Source organism: Staphylococcus sp. NRL 16/872, from assembly GCF_022815905.2.
GTDB lineage: Bacteria > Bacillota > Bacilli > Staphylococcales > Staphylococcaceae > Staphylococcus.
In genome coordinates, this window is the sequence record NZ_CP119327.1 from 734,837 (window position 1) to 759,206 (window position 24,370).

Genomic DNA, 24,370 nt, shown 5'->3' on the forward strand with positions numbered 1-24,370 from the left:
ATATATTTATTACAAGTGTTCCTTACTTATGACACTCGAAATTAGTTTATCTAAAATAATATTATGTGAGAATTGAATTGCTCACGCATAACTAAATTTTTGAAAATAAAAAATGCCTACGATTTCGAATTATTGAAAATCGTAGACATAAGAAATACATATTAATAATTATTTGGAGAGAGGTATTTGTACTTTTTATATTCCGTATCTATTTTAAATCCTAATTCATTGAAACGCTCAACTAATGTCGCATTTTTACTGCGAATTTTAAAATAGACTTTCTCTAATTCATAATGATTAAATGCATAATCAATAGCGAAGGATAATAAATCAACAGCAATACCCATCAACCTGTAATCCGAATGAGAACTAAAATAACGAATTTCAGCAACAGAAGTTTGAGGAGAGACTTGTAAATACAAGTAACCTTTCAATAGTCCTTCACTTACAAATAGGAATAAATGATTATTATCATCAAGGGAATTTATAATTTCTTGCGATGACAGTACGCTATGTTTAAACGTTTGTTGATGTAATTTAGTAAAAGCGCGTTGGAAACCTGGTTGGTATTCAATGATATTTTGAAAGTCTTCAGACTGTTGGATAGGTGATGCTACATTGAGATAATAATCGGTAAAATTATAACTGGCCTCAATATCTTTCATTAAAGGTTTAGACGTTTGAACACATTCATCATAAGAGAAGTTAAACACGGCCTCACTATCTTGAGAATCACGAAGTGCATTAAATAATAAATGATAGTCATTTTTACTAAAAGATACATCGGCATTCACAAATGGACCAACGACTTTAAATTTATTCTTTTCATATTCAATAGCAGTAATTAAGGCACAAATTTCATCATTTTCAATTAATGAAAATATTCCCGGGGATGTAAGAGAATGTTGTAATAAGTTTGTTAGATCATCTTGATTGGTAGGTAACTTATATATATATGAGGCAAATTCGTTTGACGACGTTTCTAAAAAAGACAGAATTTGGTTTAAATCGCTTAATTTTACTATATCCATAGCGTACCTCCATTTCGGCCTAAATTTATATACTAATTATAAATTTATTTACATTTAAATGAAAGTTATGTCTATTGCTATACATGTTACAATTAAAGACATATGAATAAAATTTGTCTATAACTTATCGTTATATTGAAAGGAAAGTTTTATGAAATCACTTATTTTAGCAGAAAAGCCTTCAGTAGCACGTGATATTGCCGAGGCTTTAAATATAAAAGGGAAGCGTAATGGTTTTATTGAAAATGAGCGTTACATTGTAACTTGGGCATTAGGACATCTTGTTACAAATGCGCAACCAGAACATTATGATAAAGCTTTTAAAGAATGGAAACTTGAAGATTTACCTATTATTCCTAAGCACATGCAAACAATCGTTATTGGAAAAACAAGTAAGCAATTTAAAACAGTAAAATCCCTCATCCTAAAAAATGAAGTAAAAGATATCATTATTGCGACAGATGCTGGTCGAGAAGGGGAACTGGTTGCACGTCTTATATTGGACAAAGTTAGAAATAAAAAACCAATTAAACGTCTTTGGATCAGTTCGGTGACTAAAAAGGCGATTCAGCAAGGATTCAAACACCTAAAAGATGGTAGAGCGTATAATGATTTATATCGTGCCGCTTTAGCACGTAGTGAAGCGGATTGGATTGTAGGTATCAATGCGACACGTGCATTAACTACGAAATATGATGCGCAATTATCCCTAGGGAGAGTACAAACGCCAACGATTCAACTTGTGCAATCTCGTCAACAAGACATTAATCATTTCAAACCTCAGAAATACTATACATTGGACGTACAAGTTAACGGTGTTACTTTCCAATTAAAAACAGATAAGCGAATAGTAAATAGAGACGAAATTGAAACGATTGCTGAAAAGATTAAGCATGCGCAAGGGCGTATTGACTATGTAGACTCAAAAGTGAAGAAAAGCTATCCTAGACCACTTTATAATTTGACAGATTTACAACAAGAAGCGTATCAACGATTTAAAATGGGTCCTAAAGAGACGTTAAATACCATTCAAAACTTATACGAACGTCATAAAATATTAACGTATCCACGTACGGATTCTAATTATCTATCAGAAGATATGGTGGATACAATCAAAGAACGACTACAAGCATTGTTAGCTACTGACTATAAAGATAATATTCGTCCATTAATTAACAAATCATATTCATCAAAAATGCGTATCTTTAATAATCAGAAAGTATCGGATCATCATGCGATTATTCCAACAGAAGTACGTCCCGATATGCAAAGTTTGAGTAATAGAGAAGAAAAGATTTACTTGATGGTAGCAGAAAGATTTTTAGAATCGCTGATGATGCCACATGATTACGAAGCGGTGAAAATAACTTTAAATGCGAATAATTATACGTTTGAGTTTAATGACAAAGTGACACGCCAATTAGGATTTAAGGCGCTTAGAAAAGATTCAGAACATCAAGTACAGGAACTTCATTTTCAAAAAGGGGAAACATACAAGATTCAAAACATTAAAGTGAATGAACATGAAACGACACCACCTGAGTACTTTAATGAAGGTACGTTGCTTAAAGCGATGGAGAATCCTCAAAATTATATTCAGTTAAATAATAAAAAACATGCAAATACACTTAAACAAACTGGCGGTATTGGTACAGTTGCGACTAGAGCGGATATTATTGAAAAACTGTTTAATATTAATGCGATTGAATCAAGGGACGGCAAAATCAAAGTCACGTCAAAAGGGAAACAAATATTAGAGTTAGCACCTCAAGAACTTACTTCACCATTATTAACGGCTGAGTGGGAAGAAAAGTTATTGATGATTGAAAAAGGAAAATATAATGCCCGACAATTCATAAGTGAAATGAAAGGTTTTACGAAAGATATCGTCAATAAAATTAAAGATAGTGAACAAAAATATAAACATGATAACTTAACAACGACAGAATGTCCTACATGTGGAAAATTCATGATTAAAGTAAAAACGAAAAATGGCCAGATGCTCGTCTGTCAGGACCCATCATGTAAAACGAAGAAGAATGTACAACGTAAGACGAATGCACGCTGTCCAAACTGTAAAAAGAAAATGACTTTATTCGGTAAGGGTAAAGATGCAGTCTATCGTTGTGTCTGTGGTCATACAGAAACACAAGCGCAAATGGATAAACGACTTAAAAATAAAAAGAACGATAAAGTGTCTAAAAAAGATATGAAGAAATATATGAACAAAGAAGAAACGCTTGACAATAATCCGTTTAAAGATGCATTGAAAAATTTAAAACTTTAGATAAAATCGAACTTAAAACGTTATATTATCTAAAAAGTTCGTTTTTAGTATTGTGTTTTTCGAAAAGTAATATTAAAATATTAAAGTATTTTAAAAAAAGGAGTTTAAAGCCGTGAAAAAATACTTCCAATTCGACAAGTATGATACTAACTATAAGAAAGAAATTATTGGTGGTATCACAACTTTCTTATCAATGGCGTACATCTTAGCTGTTAACCCACAAGTTTTAAGTTTAGCTGGAGTAAAAGGTGTTTCTGCGGATATGAAAATGGACCAAGGTGCAATTTTTGTAGCAACTGCGCTAGCTGCTTTTGTTGGTTCATTATTCATGGGTCTTATTGCTAAATATCCAATCGCTTTAGCACCAGGCATGGGACTTAATGCATTCTTTGCGTTCACTGTTGTTTTAACAATGGGTATACCTTGGCAAATTGGTTTAACAGGTGTTCTTTGTTCAGGAATATTCTTCGCAATCCTAACTGCTACGGGATGGCGGGAGACAATTATTAATGCTATTCCTTACCAGATGAAAATGGCTGTTTCAGCAGGTATTGGTCTTTTTATTACATTTGTAGGTTTACAAAGTGCAGGCATTATTGTGAAAAATGATTCGACTTTAGTGACACTTGGTCATTTAACAAAGGGTCCAGTATTATTAGCGATCTTTGGTATCGTAGTAACAATTATTCTATATGCTAAAAAAGTGCCTGGTTCAATCTTCATTGGTATGATTATTACTGCAGTTACAGGTATGTTAACTGGTTTAATTCATCCACCATCAGGCGTCGTAGGTAAGATTCCAAGTATCACGCCAACATTCGGTGCTGCATTTGAAGCATTTAAAGATCCAAGTCAATTATTTACTATTCAATTCTTAATCGTAATCTTAACTTTCTTCTTTATTGATTTCTTTGACACTGCAGGAACATTAGTTGCAGTTGCAACACAAGCAGGGATGATGAAAGATAATAAATTACCAAGAGCGGGTAGAGCTTTATTTGCTGATTCATTAGCTACTATTGTAGGAGCTGTCTTTGGTACAACAACAACGACATCATATATTGAATCAACTTCAGGTGTAGCTGTAGGAGCGCGTACTGGATTTGCTAGTGTTGTTACAGGTTTCTGTTTCTTATTAGCATTGTTCTTTAGCCCATTAATTGAAGTAGTTACAAGCGCTGTAACTACGCCAGCATTAGTAGTAGTTGGTATTTTAATGGCTGCTAACTTTGCTGAAATTAATTGGAAGAAATTTGAAGTAGCTGTACCAGCATTTATTACAATTATTATGATGCCTTTATCATATTCAATTGCAACTGGTATTGCATGTGGATTTGTATTCTATCCTATTACAATGTTAATTACTAAAAAACATAAAGAAGTACACCCAATCATGTATGTGTTAATGGTGTTATTCATTTTATACTTTGTATTTGTACACGGTTAAAAATAAAAAGACGAGGTTGCCTTTTTCAAGGCTACCTCGTCTTTAGTCTATTACTTAAAATTATCTACGATGTTCATCTCTATCTCTGTGTTGAGTATAAATTACTCGCGCATCTTTATTAGGAAGATAGGTTGGTGCACTTAAAACGATAAACACAAAGAACACCATTAAAAAGAAAAGAATCCAGTGGATAACCATGCCTATAACAGGTATAAATGCGACAAATGAACCAATAAAACCTATTAAAGGAATAATAGCCATTGGTTTGATAGCGTTTTGTGAATCAACTAGTAAAACAATAACTACTATTAAGTATAAGAAAGCATTCAATACAAGAGGATGCCAACCAAAACTTAAAATAACACTTCCTCCTAAAAAGGGAATGCCATAGAAAAATTCACATGCCAATAAAAAGAAACTTAAAATCGCTAATGTAACTTTAACACTACTTTTCATTATTAAATCACCTCCATATTATTCATGAACATGAAGAATTCTCTGATTGCTTACAATATTATCAAATGAATAGAAATTGTATTCATCTCATTACTTTATATCTTCATTATAATGAAATTTTGAAAAAAGGGAAAAAATTTACTTAAAATGGTTGAACTACCAAAACATTTCAAGTACAATACTAAAGTATGTGTTAGACAGAACAGAAAAAGTTACAGAAAAACCTTGATTTATCAATGTTTTTCGTGTATCATATCTAATGTTGGACTTGAAGAAAGCGATGAAGCGAAAGGTTACTGACACACCCGGCCGCTTTGCCATGGCGTTGTGTGAGATAGTTTTCGTGGAGAAGTCTATCACTTAAATGTAGACGAACAAGGAGGGAAAATTATGGCAAAACAAAAAATCAGAATCAGATTAAAAGCTTATGATCACCGAGTGATTGATCAATCAGCAGAGAAAATTGTTGAAACTGCAAAACGTTCTGGTGCAGATGTTTCTGGACCAATTCCATTACCAACTGAGAAATCAGTTTATACAATCATTCGTGCGGTACACAAGTACAAAGATTCTCGTGAACAATTCGAACAACGTACACATAAACGTTTAATCGATATTGTTAACCCAACACCAAAAACAGTTGATGCTTTAATGGGCTTAAACTTACCATCTGGTGTAGACATCGAAATTAAATTATAAAAGATAAATTTTAGGAGGTGGACTTTCGATGACCAAAGGAATCTTAGGAAGAAAAATTGGGATGACTCAAGTATTCGGAGAAAACGGTGAATTAATCCCAGTTACAGTAGTAGAAGCAAGTCAAAACGTAGTATTACAAAAGAAAACTGAAGAAGTTGATGGTTACAACGCTATCCAAGTAGGTTTTGAAGACAAAAAAGCATATAAAAAAGATGCTAAATCAAATAAATATGCTAACAAACCAGCTGAAGGTCACGCTAAAAAAGCAGGCACAGCACCTAAGCGCTTCATTCGTGAATTCAGAAACGTTAATGTTGATGAATACGAAGTAGGTCAAGAAGTCACAGTTGATACTTTTGAAGCTGGAGACATCATTGATGTAACTGGTACTTCAAAAGGTAAAGGTTTCCAAGGTGCAATTAAACGTCATGGCCAAGCACGTGGACCAATGGCTCATGGTTCTCATTTCCACAGAGCACCAGGTTCAGTAGGTATGGCTTCAGATGCTTCAAGAGTATTTAAAGGTCAAAAAATGCCTGGACGTATGGGTGGTAACACAGTTACAGTTCAAAACTTAGAAGTAGTTCAAGTTGATACTGATAACAATGTTATTTTAGTAAAAGGTAATGTACCTGGACCTAAAAAAGGTTTCGTAGAAATCCAAACTTCAATTAAAAAAGGTAATAAATAATAAGTAGCGAAAGGAGGAAAAGCATAATGGCTAATTATGATGTATTAAAAGTAGACGGATCTAAATCAGGTTCAGTTGAATTAAGCGATTCAGTATTCGCTATCGAACCAAACAACAGTGTTCTTTTCGAAGCAATTAATTTACAACGTGCTTCATTACGTCAAGGAACTCATGCAGTTAAAAACCGTTCAGCAGTACGCGGCGGCGGACGTAAACCATGGAGACAAAAAGGTACAGGACGTGCGCGTCAAGGTACAATTCGTGCGCCACAATGGCGTGGTGGTGGTATCGTATTCGGACCAACACCAAGAAGCTACGCATACAAAATGCCTAAGAAAATGCGTCGTTTAGCATTACGTTCAGCATTATCATTCAAAGTTCAAGAAAACAACTTTACAATTGTTGATAATTTTGGTTTTGATGCTCCAAAAACAAAAGAATTCAAAAATGTATTAACTACATTAGAACAACCTAAAAAAGTATTAGTTGTTACTGAAAATGATGACGTTAATGTTGAATTATCTGCACGTAACATCCCTGGTGTACAAGTAAGTACTGCACAAGGATTAAACGTATTAGATATCACTAGCGCTGACAGTGTTATTATCACTGAATCAGCTGCGAAAAAAGTTGAGGAGGTGCTCGGATAATGGAAGCAAGAGATGTTCTTAAGCGCCCCGTAATCACTGAAAAATCTTCTGAAGCTATGGCTGAAGATAAATATACATTCGACGTAGATACTCGTGCTAATAAAACACAAGTTAAAATTGCAGTTGAAGAAATTTTTGATGTGAAAGTTGAAAGTGTTAACATCATTAACTATAAACCTAAGAAAAAACGTATGGGCCGTTACCAAGGCTATACAAATAAAAGAAGAAAAGCGATTGTTAAACTAAAAGAAGGTTCAATCGATTTATTCAACTAAAAAATAAAATAAATGTTACCAATAAGGAGGTAAGCGACAATGGCTCTTAAAAAATATAAGCCAATAACAAATGGTCGTCGTAATATGACTACTTTAGATTTCGCAGAAATTACGAAATCAACACCTGAAAAGTCATTATTACAACCGCTACCGAAAAGAGCGGGCCGTAACAACCAAGGTAAATTGACTGTTCGCCATCATGGTGGAGGACACAAACGTCAATACCGTGTTATCGATTTTAAACGTAATAAAGATGGAATCACTGCAAAAGTTGATTCAATTCAATATGATCCAAACCGTTCAGCAAACATTGCATTATTAGTATATGCAGATGGTGAAAAACGTTACATCATCGCTCCTAAAGGATTACAAGTAGGCCAAACAGTTGAAAGTGGTGAAAATGCAGATATCAAAGTTGGTAATGCATTACCATTACAAAACATTCCAGTTGGTACTGTAATTCACAATATCGAATTAAAACCTGGTAAAGGTGGACAACTTGCTCGTTCAGCAGGTGCAAGTTCACAAGTACTTGGTAAAGAAGGTAAATACGTATTAATCAGATTACGTTCTGGTGAAGTTCGTATGATCTTATCAACATGCCGTGCTACAATCGGTCAAGTTGGTAACTTACAACACGAACTAGTTAATGTTGGTAAAGCCGGACGTTCTAGATGGAAAGGTATCCGTCCTACAGTTCGTGGTTCTGTAATGAACCCTAACGATCACCCACACGGTGGTGGTGAAGGTCGTGCTCCTATCGGTAGACCATCACCAATGTCACCATGGGGTAAACCAACGCTTGGTAAGAAAACTCGTCGTGGTAAAAAATCATCAGACAAACTTATCGTTCGTGGACGTAAGAAAAAATAATAACAACTTATTTGGGTGTGCGGCGTAACAGCTGCACGCACACAATAAGAAAGGAGGCGCCCAAATGGCTCGTAGTATTAAAAAAGGACCTTTCGTCGATGATCATTTAATGAAAAAAGTAGAAGCTCAAGACGGAAGTGAAAAGAAACAAGTAATCAAAACATGGTCACGTCGTTCTACAATTTTCCCAAATTTCATCGGTCATACTTTTGCAGTATACGATGGTCGTAAACATGTACCTGTATATGTAACTGAGGATATGGTAGGTCACAAATTAGGTGAATTTGCTCCAACTCGTACATTCAAAGGTCATGCTGCAGACGATAAAAAAACTAGAAGATAATAAATAGAAGTAGAGGAGGAAATCCTAATGGAAGCAAAAGCGGTTGCTAGAACAATCAGAATCGCACCTCGTAAAGTAAGATTAGTTCTTGACTTAATTAGAGGTAAAAGCGCTGGAGAAGCTATTGCAATTTTAAAATTAACTAACAAAGCTTCATCACCAGTGATCGAAAAAGTATTAATGTCCGCTTTAGCAAATGCTGAACACAACTATGACATGAACACTGATGAATTAGTTGTTAAAGAAGCATATGCAAACGAAGGACCAACTTTAAAACGTTTCCGTCCACGTGCACAAGGTCGTGCAAGTGCAATTAACAAACGTACAAGCCACATTACAATCGTCGTTAGTGACGGTAAAGAAGAAGCTAAAGAAGCTTAATAATTATTTAAGGAGGGAATACTGTGGGTCAAAAAATTAATCCTATCGGACTTCGTGTCGGAATCATCCGTGACTGGGAAGCTAAATGGTACGCTGAAAAAGACTTCGCTTCACTTTTACACGAAGATTTAAGAATCCGTAAATTCATTGATAACGAATTAAAAGAAGCATCAGTTTCTCACGTTGAAATCGAACGTGCTGCTAATCGCATTAACATTGCTATTCACACTGGTAAACCAGGTATGGTAATTGGTAAAGGCGGTTCTGAAATTGAAAAACTTCGTAACAAATTAAACACATTAACTGATAAAAAAGTACACATCAACGTTATCGAAATCAAAAAAGTTGATATCGATGCTCGTTTAGTTGCTGAAAACATTGCACGTCAATTAGAAAACCGTGCTTCATTCCGTCGTGTACAAAAACAAGCTATTTCAAGAGCTATGAAACTTGGTGCTAAAGGTATCAAAACTCAAGTATCAGGTCGTTTAGGCGGAGCTGACATCGCTCGTGCTGAACAATATTCAGAAGGAACTGTTCCACTTCATACTTTACGTGCTGACATTGATTATGCACACGCTGAAGCTGACACAACTTATGGTAAATTAGGTGTTAAAGTATGGATCTATCGTGGTGAAGTTCTTCCTACTAAGAATACTAGTGAAGGAGGAAAATAATAATGTTACTACCAAAACGTGTTAAATATCGTCGTCAACATCGTCCAAAAACAACTGGTCGTTCAAAAGGCGGTAACTTTGTAACATTTGGTGAGTATGGTTTACAAGCAACTACAACTTCTTGGATCACATCTCGTCAAATCGAATCTGCTCGTATTGCTATGACACGTTATATGAAACGTGGCGGGAAAGTTTGGATTAAAATCTTCCCTCATACACCATACACTAAAAAACCTTTAGAAGTTCGTATGGGTGCCGGTAAAGGTGCTGTTGAAGGCTGGATCGCAGTTGTGAAACCAGGTAGAATCTTATTCGAGGTTGCTGGTGTATCTGAAGAAGTAGCTCGTGAAGCATTACGTTTAGCAAGTCACAAACTTCCTGTAAAAACTAAGTTTGTAAAACGTGAAGAATTGGGTGGTGAAACAAATGAAAGCTAAGGAAATTAGAGACTTAACCACTTCAGAAATCGAAGAACAAATCAAATCTTCAAAAGAAGAGCTTTTTAACCTACGCTTTCAGTTAGCTACAGGTCAATTAGAGGAAACTGCACGTATTCGTACAGTTAGAAAAACAATTGCACGTCTAAAAACTGTTGCTCGTGAAAGAGAAATCGAACAAAGTAAAGCTAATCAATAATTTATATGAAAGAGGAGGTTACAAAAGTGAGTGAAAGAAACGATCGTAAAGTTTATGTAGGTAAAGTTGTTTCAGATAAAATGGACAAAACAATTACCGTACTTGTTGAAACTTACAAAACACACAAATTATACGGCAAACGAGTAAAATACTCTAAAAAATATAAAACTCATGATGAAAACAACTCAGCTAAATTAGGGGACATTGTTAAAATTCAAGAAACTCGTCCTTTATCAGCTTCTAAACGTTTCCGTTTAGTAGAAATTGTTGAAGAATCAGTAATTATTTAATACAAGATTAGAGATAAAGGAGGTTTAACTAATGATCCAACAAGAAACACGTTTAAAAGTAGCAGACAACTCTGGTGCTCGTGAAGTTCTTACAATTAAAGTATTAGGTGGATCTGGTCGCAAAACAGCGAACATCGGTGATGTTATCGTATGTACTGTTAAAAATGCAACACCAGGTGGCGTTGTTAAAAAAGGTGACGTAGTCAAAGCTGTTGTAGTTAGAACTAAATCAGGCGTACGTCGTAACGATGGTTCTTATATCAAATTTGATGAAAATGCATGTGTTATCATTCGTGATGACAAAGGCCCACGTGGTACTCGTATCTTTGGTCCTGTTGCTCGTGAATTACGTGAAGGTAACTTCATGAAAATCGTATCATTAGCACCAGAAGTACTTTAATATATATAAACCAAATCATTTAAGGAGGTGCCCACATGCATATCAAAAAAGGTGACAACGTAAAAGTTATCGCAGGTAAAGACAAAGGTAAAGAAGGTAAAGTTATCGCTACTGAACCTAAAAAAGACCGTGTCGTTGTGGAAGGTGTAAACGTTATTAAAAAACACCAAAAACCAACTCAATTAAATCCTGAAGGTGGAATCTTAGAAACAGAGGCAGCTATCCATGTTTCTAACGTACAATTATTAGACCCTAAAACAAATGAGCCTACACGTGTTGGTTACAAATTTGTAGATGGTAAAAAAGTTCGTATCGCTAAAAAATCAGGCGAAGAAATTAAATCTAATAATTAATAACTAGTTGAAAGGAGGATCCACTTTGAACCGTTTAAAAGAAAGATATAATACTGAAGTTACTGAAAACTTAGTGAAAAAATTTAACTACAGTTCTGTAATGGAAGTACCAAAAATCGAAAAAATCGTTGTAAATATGGGTGTAGGTGATGCAGTTCAAAACTCTAAAGTATTAGACAATGCTGTAGAAGAATTAGAATTAATCACTGGTCAAAAACCATTAATCACAAAAGCTAAAAAATCAGTTGCAACATTCCGTTTACGTGAAGGTATGCCTATCGGTGCAAAAGTTACACTTCGCGGTGAAAGAATGTATGAATTCTTAGATAAATTAATCGCAGTTTCATTACCTCGTGTACGTGACTTCCAAGGTGTTTCTAAAACAGCATTCGATGGTCGCGGTAACTACACTTTAGGAATTAAAGAACAATTAATTTTCCCAGAAATCGATTATGATAAAGTAAGTAAAGTAAGAGGAATGGATATTGTTATCGTAACAACTGCTAACACTGACGAGGAAGCTCGTGAATTGTTAACAAACTTCGGTATGCCATTTCGTAAATAATCTCTAAAAAGGAGGCTAATTAAGTGGCTAAAACTTCTATGGTTGCTAAGCAACAGAAAAAACAAAAATATGCAGTACGTGAATATACTCGTTGTGAACGTTGTGGTCGTCCACATTCTGTATATCGTAAATTCAAATTATGCCGTATTTGTTTCCGTGAATTAGCTTACAAAGGCCAAATTCCTGGCGTACGTAAAGCTAGCTGGTAATATAAAGAGTCTGAAAGGAGGCAACAATCAATGACAATGACAGATCCAATCGCAGATATGCTTACTCGTGTTCGAAACGCAAACATGGTGCGTCACGAGAAATTAGAATTACCTGCGTCTAACATTAAAAAACAAATTGCTGAAATCTTAAAAAGTGAAGGTTTCATTAAAAACGTAGAATATGTTGAAGATGATAAACAAGGTGTTATTCGTTTATTCTTAAAATATGGTCAAAACAATGAACGTGTTATCACAGGATTAAAACGTATCTCTAAACCAGGTTTACGTGTTTATGCTAAAGCTAACGAAGTACCTAAAGTATTAAACGGTTTAGGTATTGCATTAGTTTCAACTTCTGAAGGTGTTATCACTGACAAAGAAGCTAGAAAACGTAATGTTGGTGGAGAAATTATCGCATACGTTTGGTAATAATAAATAAGGAGGTGCCATAACATGAGTCGTGTTGGTAAGAAAATTATTGACATTCCTAGCGACGTTACAGTAACTTTTGATGGTCATACAGCTACTGTAAAAGGTCCAAAAGGTGAATTAACTAGAACATTTAATGAAAGAATGACTTTCAAACAAGAAGAAAACACATTAGAAGTTGTAAGACCTACTGATTCTAAAGAAGACAGAACAGTTCACGGTACAACTCGTGCTTTATTAAACAATATGGTACAAGGTGTTTCTCAAGGTTTTGAAAAAACACTTGAACTTGTTGGTGTAGGTTACCGTGCTCAAATGCAAGGTAATGACTTAGTATTAAACGTTGGTTACTCTCATCCTGTTGAAATTAAAGCTGAAAATGGCATTACTTTCGCAGTAGAGAAAAACACAACAGTACGCGTATCTGGTGTATCTAAAGAGCAAGTTGGAGCTATCGCTTCTAACATCCGTTCAGTAAGACCTCCAGAACCTTACAAAGGAAAAGGTATCCGTTACCAAGGTGAATATGTTCGCCGTAAAGAAGGTAAAACTGGTAAATAATAGATAACTCTCTCAAGAAAGGAGTAATAGTATGATCAGTAAAATTGATAAAAACAAAGTGCGTTTGAAAAGACATGCTCGTGTGCGTACTAAATTATCAGGTACAACTGAAAAACCACGTTTAAATGTATATCGTTCAAACAAACACATTTATGCTCAAATCATTGATGACGTTAATGGTCAAACATTAGCACAAGCATCATCAAAAGATAAAGATATTGCTAACGAATCTTCTTCAAAAGTTGATTTATCAACTAAAGTAGGAGAAGCAATTGCTAAAAAAGCAACTGACAAAGGTATTAAAGAAATCGTATTTGATCGTGGCGGTTACTTATACCATGGTCGTGTGAAAGCATTAGCTGAAGCTGCTAGAGAAAGCGGATTAGAATTTTAATTTAAAGGAGGGACAAATACATGGCTCGTAGAGAAGAAGAAACGAAAGAATTTGAAGAACGCGTTGTTACAATTAACCGTGTTGCTAAAGTTGTTAAAGGTGGACGTCGTTTCCGTTTCACTGCATTAGTAGTAGTTGGAGATAAAAATGGTCGTGTAGGTTTCGGTACTGGTAAAGCACAAGAGGTACCTGAAGCTATCAAAAAAGCTGTAGAAGCAGCTAAAAAAGATTTAGTAGTCGTTCCACGTGTTGAAGGAACAACTCCACACATTATCACTGGTCGTTATGGTTCTGGTAGCGTATTTATGAAACCAGCTGCACCTGGTACAGGAGTTATCGCTGGTGGTCCAGTACGTGCCGTATTAGAATTAGCAGGTATCACTGATATCTTAAGTAAATCATTAGGATCTAACACACCAATTAACATGGTTCGTGCTACAATCAATGGTTTACAAAACCTTAAAAACGCTGAAGATGTTGCTAAATTACGCGGCAAATCAGTTGAAGAATTATATAATTAAGGAGGGAAAATAAATAATGGCTAAATTACAAATTACCCTCACTCGTAGTGTTATTGGTCGTCCTGAAACACAACGTAAAACTGTTGAAGCTTTAGGTCTTAAAAAGACTAATAGCTCAGTAGTTGTTGAAGATAACCCTGCAATCCGTGGGCAAATCAACAAAGTTAAACACTTATTAACAGTTGAAGAAAAATAATTAAGGAGGTGCCTATAAAATGAAATTACATGAGTTAAAAGCAGCTGAAGGTTCACGTCGTGTACGTAACCGTGTTGGTCGTGGTGCTGGTTCAGGTAATGGTAAAACTAGTGGTCGCGGTCAAAAAGGTCAAAAAGCACGTTCAGGTGGTAGCGTAAGACCTGGATTCGAAGGTGGTCAATTACCTTTATTCCGTCGTTTACCAAAACGAGGTTTCACTAACATTAACCGTAAAGAATATGCTATTGTTAACTTAGACCAACTTAATAAATTTGAAGATGGTACTGAAGTAACTCCAGCTTTATTAGTAGAAACTGGTGTAGTTAAGAATGAAAAATCTGGTATTAAAGTACTAGGTAATGGTTCACTTGACAAAAAGTTAACAGTGAAAGCTCACAAATTCTCAGCTTCAGCAGTTGAAGCTATCGATGCTAAAGGTGGAGCACACGAGGTGATCTAATGTTCCAAACGCTAGTGAGCTTCTTTAAAACTAAAGAAGTTCGAAATAAGATTTTCTTTACCTTAGCAATGTTAGTTATATTCAAAATAGGAACTTATATTCCGGCTCCTGGTGTTAATCCAGAGCCTTTTGAACAACAGGGTTCTGATCAAGGTGTCGCTGCTCTTCTTAACACGTTTGGTGGCGGAGCCTTAAAGAACTTTTCAATATTTGCTATGGGTATTATGCCCTATATCACTGCATCCATCGTAATGCAATTATTGCAAATGGACATTGTTCCTAAGTTCTCTGAATGGGCTAAACAAGGTGAAGTAGGTAAAAGAAAACTTAGCAATGTAACACGTTATTTCGCTATCATATTGGCTTTTATTCAGTCAATTGGTATGGCATTCCAATTTAATAACTATCTTGGCGGTAAATTAATAGTGCATCAATCTGTCTTGAGTTATTTATTGATTGCTATTGTATTAACAGCAGGAACTGCATTTTTAATTTGGCTTGGTGACCAAATCACTCAATTTGGTGTTGGTAATGGTATTTCTATCATTATCTTCGCAGGTATCTTGTCAACATTACCCTCATCTATTATCCAATTTGCACAACAGGCATTTGTTGGTAATGATGATACAACGTTGGCATGGTTAAAAGTAATTGGGTTAATTGTCGGTTTAATTTTGCTTACAATGGGCGCAATTTACGTGTTAGAAGCTAAACGTAAAATTCCTATTCAATATGCGAAAAAGCAAACAGGTCAAAGATTAGGTTCACAGGCAACTTATCTACCTTTAAAAGTTAACTCAGCAGGGGTTATCCCAGTAATCTTTGCGATGGCATTTTTCTTATTGCCAAGAACACTAACATTGTTCTTCCCTAAAGCTGACTGGGCGCAAACAATATCTGAATATGCTAACCCTTCAAACACTTACGGCATGATTGTTTATGTAATTTTAATTATTGCATTTACGTATTTCTATGCCTTTGTTCAAGTTAATCCTGAAAAAATGGCAGATAACTTGAAGAAACAAGGTAGCTATGTACCAGGAATTAGACCTGGTGACCAAACGAAAAAATATATTACTAAAGTACTTTATCGCTTAACTTTTGTAGGCTCTATTTTCTTAGCTGTTATTGCTATCTTACCAATCGTAGCTACTAAGTTTATGAACTTACCTCAATCAATTCAAATTGGTGGTACAAGTTTATTAATCGTTATTGGTGTAGCAATTGAAACTATGAAATCACTTGAATCACAAGTGAGTCAGAAAGAATATAAAGGCTTTGGTGGTAGATAATTTGTAGGAGGGCAATTTATGAATATCATTTTAATGGGTTTACCTGGTGCAGGTAAAGGAACTCAAGCGAGTGAAATTGTTAAGAAATTCCCAATACCACATATATCTACTGGTGACATGTTCAGAAAAGCGATTAAAGATGAAACAGATTTAGGAAAAGAAGCTAAATCTTACATGGATCGTGGAGAATTAGTCCCTGATGAGGTTACTGTAGGTATCGTTAAAGAAAGAATCTCTGAAGACGATGCAAAAAAAGGATTCTTATTGGATGGTTTCCCTAGAACAATCGATCAAGCTGAGGCATTAAACAACATTATGTCTGAGCTTGGTAGAAACATTGATGCTGTTATTAACATCGAAGTTCCTGAGGAAGAATTAATGAATCGTCTTACAGGTCGTCGTATCTGTGAGAAATGTGGTACAACTTATCATCTTGTATTTAATCCTCCAAAGGTTGATGGTGTATGTGATATCGATGGTGGAAAGCTTTATCAACGTGAAGATGATAATCCAGAAACAGTATCTAATCGCTTAAGTGTGAATGTTAAACAATCTAAACCTATTTTAGAGTACTACGAAGAAAAAGGTGTATTGAATAACATTGACGGTGCGAAAGATATTGATGAAGTAACCGAAGATGTCATTGATATCTTAGATCAATTAAAATAGATCAACTTAGTACGGTCTATGTGTAAGTGAATTTTGATTAGGTTTCTCTGGCAAGAATTAATTTTCTGAGTGTCGAAAGACGATAATAATTCCCGCATTTTGTTAAACTTATAATAACTAGTCACTATATTAGATTCGTATCGTTGAAGTTGTCTATTGACGATTACCTTACTATTGTAAAAAGGGGGAAGTTAATCAATGGCGAAACAAGATGTAATTGAATTAGAAGGTACAGTACTTGATACTTTACCAAATGCTATGTTTAAAGTAGAATTAGAAAATGGTCATGAAATTTTAGCGCATGTCAGTGGTAAAATTAGAATGAATTATATTCGAATTCTACCTGGCGACAAAGTAACTGTAGAAATGTCTCCGTATGATTTATCACGCGGTAGAATTACGTATCGTTATAAATAATCGTCACTCCATAATATAGGGAGGTATAAAAATGAAAGTAAGACCATCAGTTAAACCGATTTGCGAAAAATGTAAAGTCATTAAACGTAAAGGTAAAGTAATGGTAATTTGTGACAATCCTAAGCACAAACAAAGACAAGGTTAATAAAAGAGAGGTGTAAATATATATGGCACGTATTGCAGGAGTAGATATTCCACGTGAAAAACGCGTTGTTATTTCATTAACTTATGTATACGGTATCGGTACTTCAACAGCTAAAAAAATCGTTGAAGACGCTAACGTATCAGCTGACACACGCGTAAAAGATTTAACAGATGACGAATTAGGTCGTATCCGTGAAGTTGTAGACGGTTATAAAGTTGAAGGTGACTTACGTCGTGAACAAAACTTAAACATTAAACGTTTGATGGAAATTTCATCATATCGTGGTATCCGTCACCGTCGTGGTTTACCAGTTCGTGGACAAAAAACTAAAAACAATGCTCGTACTCGTAAAGGCCCAGTTAAAACTGTAGCTAACAAGAAAAAATAATAGGTAAAGGAGGCAAAATATAAATGGCACGTAAACAAGTATCTCGTAAACGTAGAGTTAAAAAGAATATTGAAAATGGTGTAGCTCACATCCGTTCAACATTCAATAATACAATCGTAACTATCACTGATGAATTTGGTAATGCTTTATCTTGGTCATCAGCAGGTGCATTAGGTTTCAAAGGATCTAAAAAATCAACACCATTCGCAGCTCAAATGGCTTCTGAAACTGCTTCAAAATCAGCAATGGAACATGGTTTAAAAACTGTTGAAGTTACAGTTAAAGGACCTGGACCTGGTCGTGAATCAGCTATTCGTGCATTACAATCAGCTGGTTTAGAAGTAACTGCAATCAGAGACGTTACTCCAGTACCTCACAACGGTTGTCGTCCACCAAAACGTCGTCGCGTCTAATTTTTAATGATTGTTATTGTTACAGGTCACTGAGCGAAACAGTTTAAAAAATAAGTCGACGTAATTAAGGAGGATTTTTGTAAATGATAGAAATTGAAAAACCTAGAATTGAGACAATTGAAATTAGTGAAGATGCTAAATTCGGTAAGTTCGTTGTTGAACCACTTGAACGTGGCTACGGTACTACACTAGGAAACTCCTTACGTCGTATCCTACTATCTTCATTACCAGGTGCTGCCGTTAAGTACATTGAAATCGAAGGTGTTTTACACGAATTTTCAGCTATAGATAATGTCGTTGAAGATGTTTCAACTATTATTATGAACATCAAAAAATTAGCGCTTAAAATCTATTCTGAAGAAGATAAAACATTAGAGATCGATGTTAGAGATGAAGGCGAAGTAACTGCAAGTGACATTACGCATGATAGTGATGTTGAAGTTCTAAATCCAGAACTTAAAATCGCAACAGTGTCTAAAGGTGGACATTTAAAAATTCGTCTTGTTGCTAATAAGGGTAGAGGTTACGCATTAGCAGAACAAAATAATACTAGTGATTTACCAATTGGTGTAATTCCTGTTGATTCACTATACTCACCAGTAGAACGTGTTAACTATACAGTTGAAAATACACGTGTAGGTCAAAGTAGTGATTTTGATAAATTAACTTTAGATGTTTGGACTAACGGTTCAATCACTCCACAAGAGTCAGTATCATTAGCTGCTAAAATTATGACTGAACATTTAAATATTTTCGTTGGTCTTACTGATGAAGCTCAAAATGCTGAAATCATGATTGAAAAAGAAGAAGACCAAAAAGAAAAAGTACTTGAAATGTCTATCGAAGAGTTAGACTTATCAGTACGTTCATATAACTGTTTAAAACGCGCAGGAATCAATTCTGTACAAGAATTAGCTGATAAATCAGAAGCTGATATGATGAAAGTGCGTAATTTAGGTCGTAAATCTCTTGAAGAAGTTAAATATAAATTAGAAGATTTAGGATTAGGTTTAAGAAAAGAAGATTAATAAGTTAAAGGAGGTCAACTCATGGGTTACAGAAAATTAGGTCGTACTTCTGATCAACGTAAGGCTATGTTACGTGACTTAGCTACTTCACTTATCGTTAGTGAGCGTATTGAAACTACAGAAGCTCGTGCAAAAGAAGTTCGTAGTGTTGTTGAGAAATTAATCACTTTAGGTAAAAAAGGAGATTTAGCTTCTCGTCGTAATGCTGCTAAAACATTACGTAATGTTGAAATCTTAAACGAAGATGAAACTACACAAACTGCACTTCAAAAATTATTTGGTGAAATTGCTGAACGTTATACAGAACGTCAAGGTGGTTACACTCGCATCCTTAAAGTAGGCCCTCGTCGTGGTGACGGTGCAGAATCAGTAATTATCGAATTAGTAGATTAATTCTCTATATAAATACACTAACTACTTATACTAAAGCAAATGAGTGCAACGATAATGTTTGCCACATACAAATATTGTCTAGCTCAGAGTGCCCCATCAATTAAATATTATTCTAAAGCGTGAACTCAACTAAAATATGATGGGGTGCGCGCTTTTTTATTTTATATATTACTTAAAGAGAGACATAGATCATTTCCATGTCTCTCTTTTATTTATGCTTTCATATTCGCTCATATACAGAATGCAAGTAATCATGTAAAATATGATAGTAACTACGTTTTTAGGAGGAGGATCAAAGTGAAAGTACAACAGCAGAATATAATTGAGTTTGAGCATGTTGGTTTTCGATATCAAAGAGATTCAACCTTCACGCTTAAAGATGTTTCCTTAACTATCCCTAAAAACAAATGGACATCAATTGTAGGACATAACGGGTCAGGTAAATCAACCCTAGCTAAACTTATAGTTGGCATTGAAACAGCGACTGAGGGAGATATTTATTTCAATAATCAAAAGGTAATGGAAGACAATCTCAGAGACATAAGAAAACACATTGGGATTGTTTTTCAAAATCCTGAGAACCAATTTGTCGGTTCGATTGTAAAATATGACGTCGCATTTGGGCTTGAAAATCATTCAGTTCCTCATGATGCAATGCATGAAATTGTAAAGCAGGCTTTAGAAGATGTTGGGATGTTAAGCTATGATGATTATGAACCTCAATCTTTATCAGGTGGACAAAAGCAAAGGGTAGCGATTGCTGGAGTGTTAGCGTTAAGCCCTTCCGTGGTTATTCTTGATGAAGCCACTTCGATGTTAGATCCTTCAGCTAAACAATCGCTTCTTAAACTTATTCATAAAGTGAAGCAAGAAAAAGATGTGACAATTATTTCAATCACTCACGACTTAACAGAGGCCATGGAAGGTGATTACATGGTAGTAATGAATGAAGGCCAAGTGTTTAAAGAAGGCACGCCTCAAACAATTTTTAAGGATACGAATGAATTGAATGAGATTGGATTAGATTTACCTTTCTCTATGAAAATGAATCACCTGTTAGGCTTCAAAGATAATTATACTACCTACGAAGGGTTGGTAGCTAAATTATGATGATTACATTTAATGATGTGACTTATACGTATCAAATAGGGACACCTTATGAATTTCAAGCATTAAAAGATATCAATCTTACTTTAGAACAAGGTAAATATTATGCAATTGTAGGTCAAACTGGAAGTGGGAAGTCTACTTTAATTCAACACTTTAATGGCTTATTAAAGCCAACGACAGGATCTGTGGAATTTAACGATCTTACTATCACACGTAAAACTAAAGATAAACACATTAGACCACTGCGTCAAAAGGTAGGTTTAGTATTTCAATTTCCTGAATCTCAACTTTTTGAGGATAATGTAGAACGAGAAATTGAGTTTGGTCCACGTAACTTTAAGATGGATGTAGAAGAAGTGAAAGCACGTGCATATGATTTATTAATAGAACTTGGCTTTTCAAGAGATGTGATGGCATTGTCTCCATTTCAAATGTCAGGGGGACAAATGCGCAAGATTGCGATTGTCTCTATACTAGCAATGAATCCAGACGTTATTATATTGGATGAGCCTACAGCAGGGCTAGACCCTAAGAGTCGTCACCAAGTGATGGAATTATTTAAAAAAATACAGCTAGAGCAAAACAAGACCATTATTCTTGTTTCTCATGATATGAATGATGTGGCTAAATACGCTGATGAAATCATTGTGATGAAAGAAGGAAGCATAGTAGAACAAATATCTCCGAAAAAGTTATTTAAGCATGAAACGCAACTAAATGAATGGCATATTGCGTTACCAGATATCGTTCGCTTACAAAAAGACTTTGAACAGAAGTATCAAACGGAGCTAAATGACGTTGCTTTAACAGAAGAAGAATTTGTAAAACTATATCAGGAGTGGCAACAACATGAAGAATAAGTTAATTATTGGACGCTATCTACCTCTGGATTCATGGGTACATCATTTAGATCCTAGAGCAAAAATTACATTTGTTTTCATGTTCATTGTGCTCATCTTCTTCGCTCATTCATTTGCGACATTTGGTTGGATTATTTTATTAATATTATTTATTATGACGTTATCTAAAATTAAATTTTGGTTTTTAATTAAAGGGTTAACACCTATATTTATCTTTTTAATATTTACTTTTTTAATGCATATCTTCTTTACCCATGGCGGTACAAGATTAGTAGAGTTTGGATTTATTAAGATTGATAGTGAAGGTATATTAGAAGGTATTTATATCTCATTACGTTTAATTACTATCGTTATGATTGCGACAATCATGACATTGTCTACAAGTCCAATTGATTTAACTGATGCTTTTGAAAAGTTATTAACCCCACTAAAATGGTTTAAAGTGCCTGTGCATCAACTAAGCATGATTATGTCTATTGCATTAAGATTTATTCCAACATTAATGGATGAATTAGACAAAATTATCTTAGCTCAGAAGTCACGTGGCTCTGAAATTAGTTCAGGTAGTCTCACAACGCGTATTAAAGCATTTATACCTTTAATGATTCCATTGTTTATTTCAGCTTTTCAAAGAGCAGAAGAGCTCGCTATTGCAATGGAAGTGCGTGGATATGACGCTAATATTAAAAGAACGAGCTATAGAAAGCTACAATGGCGCTTAAGAGACACAATTTGTTTATTGAGCATCGTTCCGATAGCTATTGTACTATTTATATTAAAATACATTGGAGTGTAATATAGTGCGAATTCTAGTAAATATTTCGTACCAAGGAAGTCAATTTTTAGGCTTTCAAATTCAACAGCAAGGACGAACAGTTCAGCAGCAATTTGAAAAAATATTAAAACGCATGCATCGTCGTCATGTACGCATTCATCCTTCAAGTCGTACAGATCGTGGTGTGCATGCCTATGAACAGTACTTCCACTTTGATACTGAATTAAATATTGCGCCACGGCAGTGGAAGTATGCCATGAATAGTGCGTTACCTGACGATATTTATGTTAAAAAAGTGCAACAGGTTGATGAAGAATTTCATTGCCGTTATGACTGTGTAGGTAAACGCTATCGCTATAAAGTTTATCAAGCTGAGCATCGCAATCCCTTCGAAAGTGGTTTAAAGACCTTTATTAAAGATGATTTAGACTTAGACAAGATGAACGAAGCGGCAAACCACTTTATTGGTACGCATGATTTCACAGGATTTTGTTCTCAAAAAACAGAAGTAGAAAGTAAAGAACGTACGTTATATCAAAGCGAAATAGTGAAGACTGAGAAGGGCTTTGATTACATCGTTACAGGATCTGGCTTTTTATATAATATGGTACGCGTATTAGTGGCATTTCTTATTGAAGTTGGAAAAGGTAAACGACAACCTGACGAGGTTCCAACACTTTTAAAAGAGAAAAATCGAAATAATGTACCATTTACAGCACCGGCAGAAGGATTGTATTTAGAGAAGATATATTTAGCCCCAGAAGAGCTTATCAACGACTTTGGAAACGATATAAAAATTCATTATAAAAAATCGTTACAAAATGACTAATTTGCATTGACAAACAAGAGTAAAAAATATAACATAGTTAACGGTATTGTTTTATATCATCCCACGATAAGCCCCGGAAACTTATTGTGTTACAAGATATATAAGCAGATTATACAGGATAAAATAAATGAACATTTACGCTTTGAAATCGTAACAGAATTAACTAGGTTGCAGGCCTCGTTCGTAGGTTCGACTGCGATGAGTACCTGCAATCTAAGACGAAGCATTTATTTTTAGGAGGACAATTATTATGCGTCAAACATTTATGGCAAATGAATCAAACATAGAGCGCAAATGGTATGTTATCGATGCTGAAGGCCAAACATTAGGTCGTTTATCATCAGAAGTAGCATCTATCTTACGCGGTAAAAATAAAGTAACTTATACACCACACGTTGACACTGGTGACTATGTAATCATCATCAACGCTTCAAAAATCGAATTAACTGGTAAAAAAGAATCAGATAAAATTTACTATCGTCACTCTAACCACCCAGGTGGTATCAAATCAGTTACTGCTGGTGAGTTAAAACGTAATAACCCAGAACGTTTACTTGAAACTTCTATCAAAGGTATGTTACCAAGTTCACGTTTAGGTGAAAAACAAGGTAAAAAATTATTTGTATATAGTGGCGCTGAACACCCACACGCTGCACAACAACCAGAAAACTACGAGTTACGTGGTTAATTAAAAGGAGGAAATTACATTGGCACAAGTTGAATATAGAGGTACAGGCCGTCGTAAAAACTCAGTAGCACGTGTACGTTTAGTACCAGGTGAAGGTAATATCACAGTAAACGAACGTGACGTACGTGAGTACTTACCATTCGAATCATTAATCTTAGACTTAAACCAACCATTTGACGTTACTGAAACTAAAGGTAACTATGATGTATTAGTTAACGTACACGGTGGTGGTTTCACAGGACAAGCTCAAGCTATCCGTCACGGAATCGCTCGTGCATTATTAGAAGCAGATCCTGAATACAGAGGTTCTTTAAAACGTGCAGGTTTATTAACTCGTGACCCACGTATGAAAGAACGTAAAAAACCAGGTCTTAAAAAAGCACGTCGTTCTCCACAATTCTCAAAACGTTAATGCTGGAATTGTTGCAAACTTGTTTGCTTACAAGTCCAGTACGCAAATTGCGTCAGCAATTTGTGTTCAAATAAAATGTTTAAAGCACTTCTCAATTTCGAGAAGTGCTTTTTTGTATGCAATAATA

General features: G+C 35.0%; 39 protein-coding genes. 37 read left to right on the forward strand and 2 right to left on the reverse strand.

Annotation, left to right across the window (positions count from 1 at the left end; translation table 11 throughout):
• Positions 1-161: 161 nt before the first annotated feature.
• Positions 162-1,031, reverse strand: coding sequence for a GNAT family N-acetyltransferase (locus MT340_RS03415; protein WP_243588806.1), 870 nt, complete (start codon positions 1,029-1,031; stop codon positions 162-164).
• 151 nt (positions 1,032-1,182) lie between these two features.
• Here MT340_RS03415 and MT340_RS03420 point away from each other — a divergent pair, with 151 nt between their 5' ends.
• Positions 1,183-3,318, forward strand: a complete 2,136-nt coding sequence (locus tag MT340_RS03420) for a DNA topoisomerase III (protein WP_243588807.1) — start codon at positions 1,183-1,185, stop codon at positions 3,316-3,318.
• Positions 3,319-3,430: 112 nt separating this feature from the next.
• Entirely contained in the window at positions 3,431-4,765 is a 1,335-nt protein-coding gene (locus MT340_RS03425) for an NCS2 family permease (RefSeq protein WP_243588808.1), read from the forward strand.
• Between the two features lie 60 nt (positions 4,766-4,825).
• Here the strand turns inward: MT340_RS03425 and MT340_RS03430 are convergent, their stop codons facing one another.
• Positions 4,826-5,221: a hypothetical protein gene (locus MT340_RS03430; RefSeq protein WP_243588809.1), complete on the reverse strand. Its 396-nt coding sequence runs from the start codon at positions 5,219-5,221 to the stop codon at positions 4,826-4,828.
• A gap of 390 nt (positions 5,222-5,611) precedes the next feature.
• Here MT340_RS03430 and rpsJ point away from each other — a divergent pair, with 390 nt between their 5' ends.
• The 35 genes from rpsJ to rpsI all read left to right on the forward strand — a co-directional run bounded on the left by rpsJ (position 5,612) and on the right by rpsI (position 24,243).
• Entirely contained in the window at positions 5,612-5,920 is a 309-nt protein-coding gene (rpsJ, locus tag MT340_RS03435) for a 30S ribosomal protein S10 (RefSeq protein ID WP_001118667.1), read from the forward strand.
• Positions 5,921-5,948: 28 nt separating this feature from the next.
• Positions 5,949-6,611 (forward strand): 50S ribosomal protein L3, encoded by a 663-nt coding sequence (gene rplC, locus MT340_RS03440; protein ID WP_103297682.1) that lies wholly within the window; start codon positions 5,949-5,951, stop codon positions 6,609-6,611.
• 26 nt (positions 6,612-6,637) lie between these two features.
• On the forward strand, positions 6,638-7,261 hold the full coding sequence (gene rplD, locus MT340_RS03445) for a 50S ribosomal protein L4 (protein WP_243603587.1): 624 nt from the start codon (positions 6,638-6,640) through the stop codon (positions 7,259-7,261).
• Positions 7,261-7,536 carry a 50S ribosomal protein L23 gene (rplW, locus tag MT340_RS03450; RefSeq protein WP_002448403.1) on the forward strand — a complete coding sequence of 92 codons (276 nt, stop codon included), beginning with the start codon at positions 7,261-7,263 and terminating at the stop codon, positions 7,534-7,536. The genes rplD and rplW overlap by 1 nt, the downstream gene beginning before the upstream one ends.
• Before the next feature lie 39 nt (positions 7,537-7,575).
• Positions 7,576-8,409 (forward strand): 50S ribosomal protein L2, encoded by an 834-nt coding sequence (gene rplB / locus MT340_RS03455; RefSeq protein WP_243588811.1) that lies wholly within the window; start codon positions 7,576-7,578, stop codon positions 8,407-8,409.
• A gap of 64 nt (positions 8,410-8,473) precedes the next feature.
• Positions 8,474-8,752: a 30S ribosomal protein S19 gene (gene rpsS, locus MT340_RS03460; protein ID WP_001829710.1), complete on the forward strand. Its 279-nt coding sequence runs from the start codon at positions 8,474-8,476 to the stop codon at positions 8,750-8,752.
• A 27-nt stretch (positions 8,753-8,779) separates the two neighbouring features.
• Positions 8,780-9,133 carry a 50S ribosomal protein L22 gene (gene rplV / locus MT340_RS03465; protein WP_103297685.1) on the forward strand — a complete coding sequence of 118 codons (354 nt, stop codon included), beginning with the start codon at positions 8,780-8,782 and terminating at the stop codon, positions 9,131-9,133.
• A gap of 23 nt (positions 9,134-9,156) precedes the next feature.
• Positions 9,157-9,810, forward strand: coding sequence for a 30S ribosomal protein S3 (gene rpsC / locus MT340_RS03470; RefSeq protein ID WP_243588812.1), 654 nt, complete (start codon positions 9,157-9,159; stop codon positions 9,808-9,810).
• 2 nt (positions 9,811-9,812) lie between these two features.
• Complete coding sequence (gene rplP / locus MT340_RS03475; protein WP_103297687.1) at positions 9,813-10,247, forward strand: 50S ribosomal protein L16; 435 nt, start codon at positions 9,813-9,815, stop codon at positions 10,245-10,247.
• Complete coding sequence (rpmC, locus tag MT340_RS03480; protein WP_000644737.1) at positions 10,237-10,446, forward strand: 50S ribosomal protein L29; 210 nt, start codon at positions 10,237-10,239, stop codon at positions 10,444-10,446. The genes rplP and rpmC overlap by 11 nt, the downstream gene beginning before the upstream one ends.
• Before the next feature lie 26 nt (positions 10,447-10,472).
• On the forward strand, positions 10,473-10,736 hold the full coding sequence (rpsQ, locus tag MT340_RS03485) for a 30S ribosomal protein S17 (protein ID WP_011275131.1): 264 nt from the start codon (positions 10,473-10,475) through the stop codon (positions 10,734-10,736).
• Positions 10,737-10,767: 31 nt separating this feature from the next.
• The gene (rplN, locus tag MT340_RS03490) at positions 10,768-11,136 is read left to right on the forward strand and encodes a 50S ribosomal protein L14 (protein ID WP_002466492.1); all 369 of its coding nucleotides are present in this window, start codon (positions 10,768-10,770) and stop codon (positions 11,134-11,136) included.
• Positions 11,137-11,171: 35 nt separating this feature from the next.
• Positions 11,172-11,489: a 50S ribosomal protein L24 gene (gene rplX, locus MT340_RS03495; RefSeq protein ID WP_002448459.1), complete on the forward strand. Its 318-nt coding sequence runs from the start codon at positions 11,172-11,174 to the stop codon at positions 11,487-11,489.
• Positions 11,490-11,514: 25 nt separating this feature from the next.
• Complete coding sequence (rplE, locus tag MT340_RS03500; protein ID WP_103297688.1) at positions 11,515-12,054, forward strand: 50S ribosomal protein L5; 540 nt, start codon at positions 11,515-11,517, stop codon at positions 12,052-12,054.
• A 23-nt stretch (positions 12,055-12,077) separates the two neighbouring features.
• Positions 12,078-12,263, forward strand: a complete 186-nt coding sequence (locus tag MT340_RS03505; RefSeq protein WP_001140799.1) for a type Z 30S ribosomal protein S14 — start codon at positions 12,078-12,080, stop codon at positions 12,261-12,263.
• 30 nt (positions 12,264-12,293) lie between these two features.
• Complete coding sequence (gene rpsH, locus MT340_RS03510; RefSeq protein ID WP_011275134.1) at positions 12,294-12,692, forward strand: 30S ribosomal protein S8; 399 nt, start codon at positions 12,294-12,296, stop codon at positions 12,690-12,692.
• Positions 12,693-12,716: 24 nt separating this feature from the next.
• Positions 12,717-13,253, forward strand: coding sequence for a 50S ribosomal protein L6 (rplF, locus tag MT340_RS03515; RefSeq protein ID WP_103297689.1), 537 nt, complete (start codon positions 12,717-12,719; stop codon positions 13,251-13,253).
• 31 nt (positions 13,254-13,284) lie between these two features.
• Positions 13,285-13,647 (forward strand): 50S ribosomal protein L18, encoded by a 363-nt coding sequence (gene rplR / locus MT340_RS03520; protein WP_243588813.1) that lies wholly within the window; start codon positions 13,285-13,287, stop codon positions 13,645-13,647.
• 20 nt (positions 13,648-13,667) lie between these two features.
• Positions 13,668-14,168: a 30S ribosomal protein S5 gene (rpsE, locus tag MT340_RS03525; RefSeq protein ID WP_103297691.1), complete on the forward strand. Its 501-nt coding sequence runs from the start codon at positions 13,668-13,670 to the stop codon at positions 14,166-14,168.
• A 16-nt stretch (positions 14,169-14,184) separates the two neighbouring features.
• Complete coding sequence (gene rpmD / locus MT340_RS03530) at positions 14,185-14,364, forward strand: 50S ribosomal protein L30 (protein ID WP_001096576.1); 180 nt, start codon at positions 14,185-14,187, stop codon at positions 14,362-14,364.
• A 19-nt stretch (positions 14,365-14,383) separates the two neighbouring features.
• Positions 14,384-14,824: a 50S ribosomal protein L15 gene (gene rplO / locus MT340_RS03535; protein ID WP_070442783.1), complete on the forward strand. Its 441-nt coding sequence runs from the start codon at positions 14,384-14,386 to the stop codon at positions 14,822-14,824.
• The gene (gene secY / locus MT340_RS03540; RefSeq protein WP_243588814.1) at positions 14,824-16,116 is read left to right on the forward strand and encodes a preprotein translocase subunit SecY; all 1,293 of its coding nucleotides are present in this window, start codon (positions 14,824-14,826) and stop codon (positions 16,114-16,116) included. The genes rplO and secY overlap by 1 nt, the downstream gene beginning before the upstream one ends.
• A gap of 18 nt (positions 16,117-16,134) precedes the next feature.
• The gene (locus MT340_RS03545) at positions 16,135-16,785 is read left to right on the forward strand and encodes an adenylate kinase (RefSeq protein WP_243588815.1); all 651 of its coding nucleotides are present in this window, start codon (positions 16,135-16,137) and stop codon (positions 16,783-16,785) included.
• A gap of 198 nt (positions 16,786-16,983) precedes the next feature.
• Entirely contained in the window at positions 16,984-17,202 is a 219-nt protein-coding gene (gene infA / locus MT340_RS03550) for a translation initiation factor IF-1 (protein ID WP_001829792.1), read from the forward strand.
• Positions 17,203-17,233: 31 nt separating this feature from the next.
• A complete protein-coding gene (gene rpmJ, locus MT340_RS03555; RefSeq protein WP_001829709.1) occupies positions 17,234-17,347 on the forward strand; it encodes a 50S ribosomal protein L36 in 114 nt (37 codons plus the stop codon).
• A 22-nt stretch (positions 17,348-17,369) separates the two neighbouring features.
• Positions 17,370-17,735 carry a 30S ribosomal protein S13 gene (gene rpsM, locus MT340_RS03560; RefSeq protein ID WP_126565798.1) on the forward strand — a complete coding sequence of 122 codons (366 nt, stop codon included), beginning with the start codon at positions 17,370-17,372 and terminating at the stop codon, positions 17,733-17,735.
• A 23-nt stretch (positions 17,736-17,758) separates the two neighbouring features.
• Entirely contained in the window at positions 17,759-18,148 is a 390-nt protein-coding gene (gene rpsK / locus MT340_RS03565; RefSeq protein WP_000101625.1) for a 30S ribosomal protein S11, read from the forward strand.
• An 83-nt stretch (positions 18,149-18,231) separates the two neighbouring features.
• Entirely contained in the window at positions 18,232-19,176 is a 945-nt protein-coding gene (locus MT340_RS03570; RefSeq protein ID WP_002448356.1) for a DNA-directed RNA polymerase subunit alpha, read from the forward strand.
• Between the two features lie 21 nt (positions 19,177-19,197).
• Positions 19,198-19,569, forward strand: coding sequence for a 50S ribosomal protein L17 (gene rplQ, locus MT340_RS03575; RefSeq protein WP_011275144.1), 372 nt, complete (start codon positions 19,198-19,200; stop codon positions 19,567-19,569).
• A gap of 297 nt (positions 19,570-19,866) precedes the next feature.
• Positions 19,867-20,679 (forward strand): energy-coupling factor transporter ATPase, encoded by an 813-nt coding sequence (locus MT340_RS03580; RefSeq protein WP_243603588.1) that lies wholly within the window; start codon positions 19,867-19,869, stop codon positions 20,677-20,679.
• The gene (locus tag MT340_RS03585) at positions 20,676-21,539 is read left to right on the forward strand and encodes an energy-coupling factor transporter ATPase (protein ID WP_243588816.1); all 864 of its coding nucleotides are present in this window, start codon (positions 20,676-20,678) and stop codon (positions 21,537-21,539) included. The genes MT340_RS03580 and MT340_RS03585 overlap by 4 nt, the downstream gene beginning before the upstream one ends.
• Positions 21,529-22,335 (forward strand): energy-coupling factor transporter transmembrane component T family protein, encoded by an 807-nt coding sequence (locus MT340_RS03590; RefSeq protein WP_243588817.1) that lies wholly within the window; start codon positions 21,529-21,531, stop codon positions 22,333-22,335. Before MT340_RS03585 ends, MT340_RS03590 begins: the two co-directional genes overlap by 11 nt.
• 4 nt (positions 22,336-22,339) lie before the next feature.
• Positions 22,340-23,143 (forward strand): tRNA pseudouridine(38-40) synthase TruA, encoded by an 804-nt coding sequence (truA, locus tag MT340_RS03595; protein ID WP_243603589.1) that lies wholly within the window; start codon positions 22,340-22,342, stop codon positions 23,141-23,143.
• A gap of 250 nt (positions 23,144-23,393) precedes the next feature.
• On the forward strand, positions 23,394-23,831 hold the full coding sequence (rplM, locus tag MT340_RS03600) for a 50S ribosomal protein L13 (RefSeq protein ID WP_243588818.1): 438 nt from the start codon (positions 23,394-23,396) through the stop codon (positions 23,829-23,831).
• A gap of 19 nt (positions 23,832-23,850) precedes the next feature.
• A complete protein-coding gene (gene rpsI, locus MT340_RS03605; RefSeq protein WP_011275150.1) occupies positions 23,851-24,243 on the forward strand; it encodes a 30S ribosomal protein S9 in 393 nt (130 codons plus the stop codon).
• The last annotated feature ends 127 nt before the right edge of the window (positions 24,244-24,370 follow it).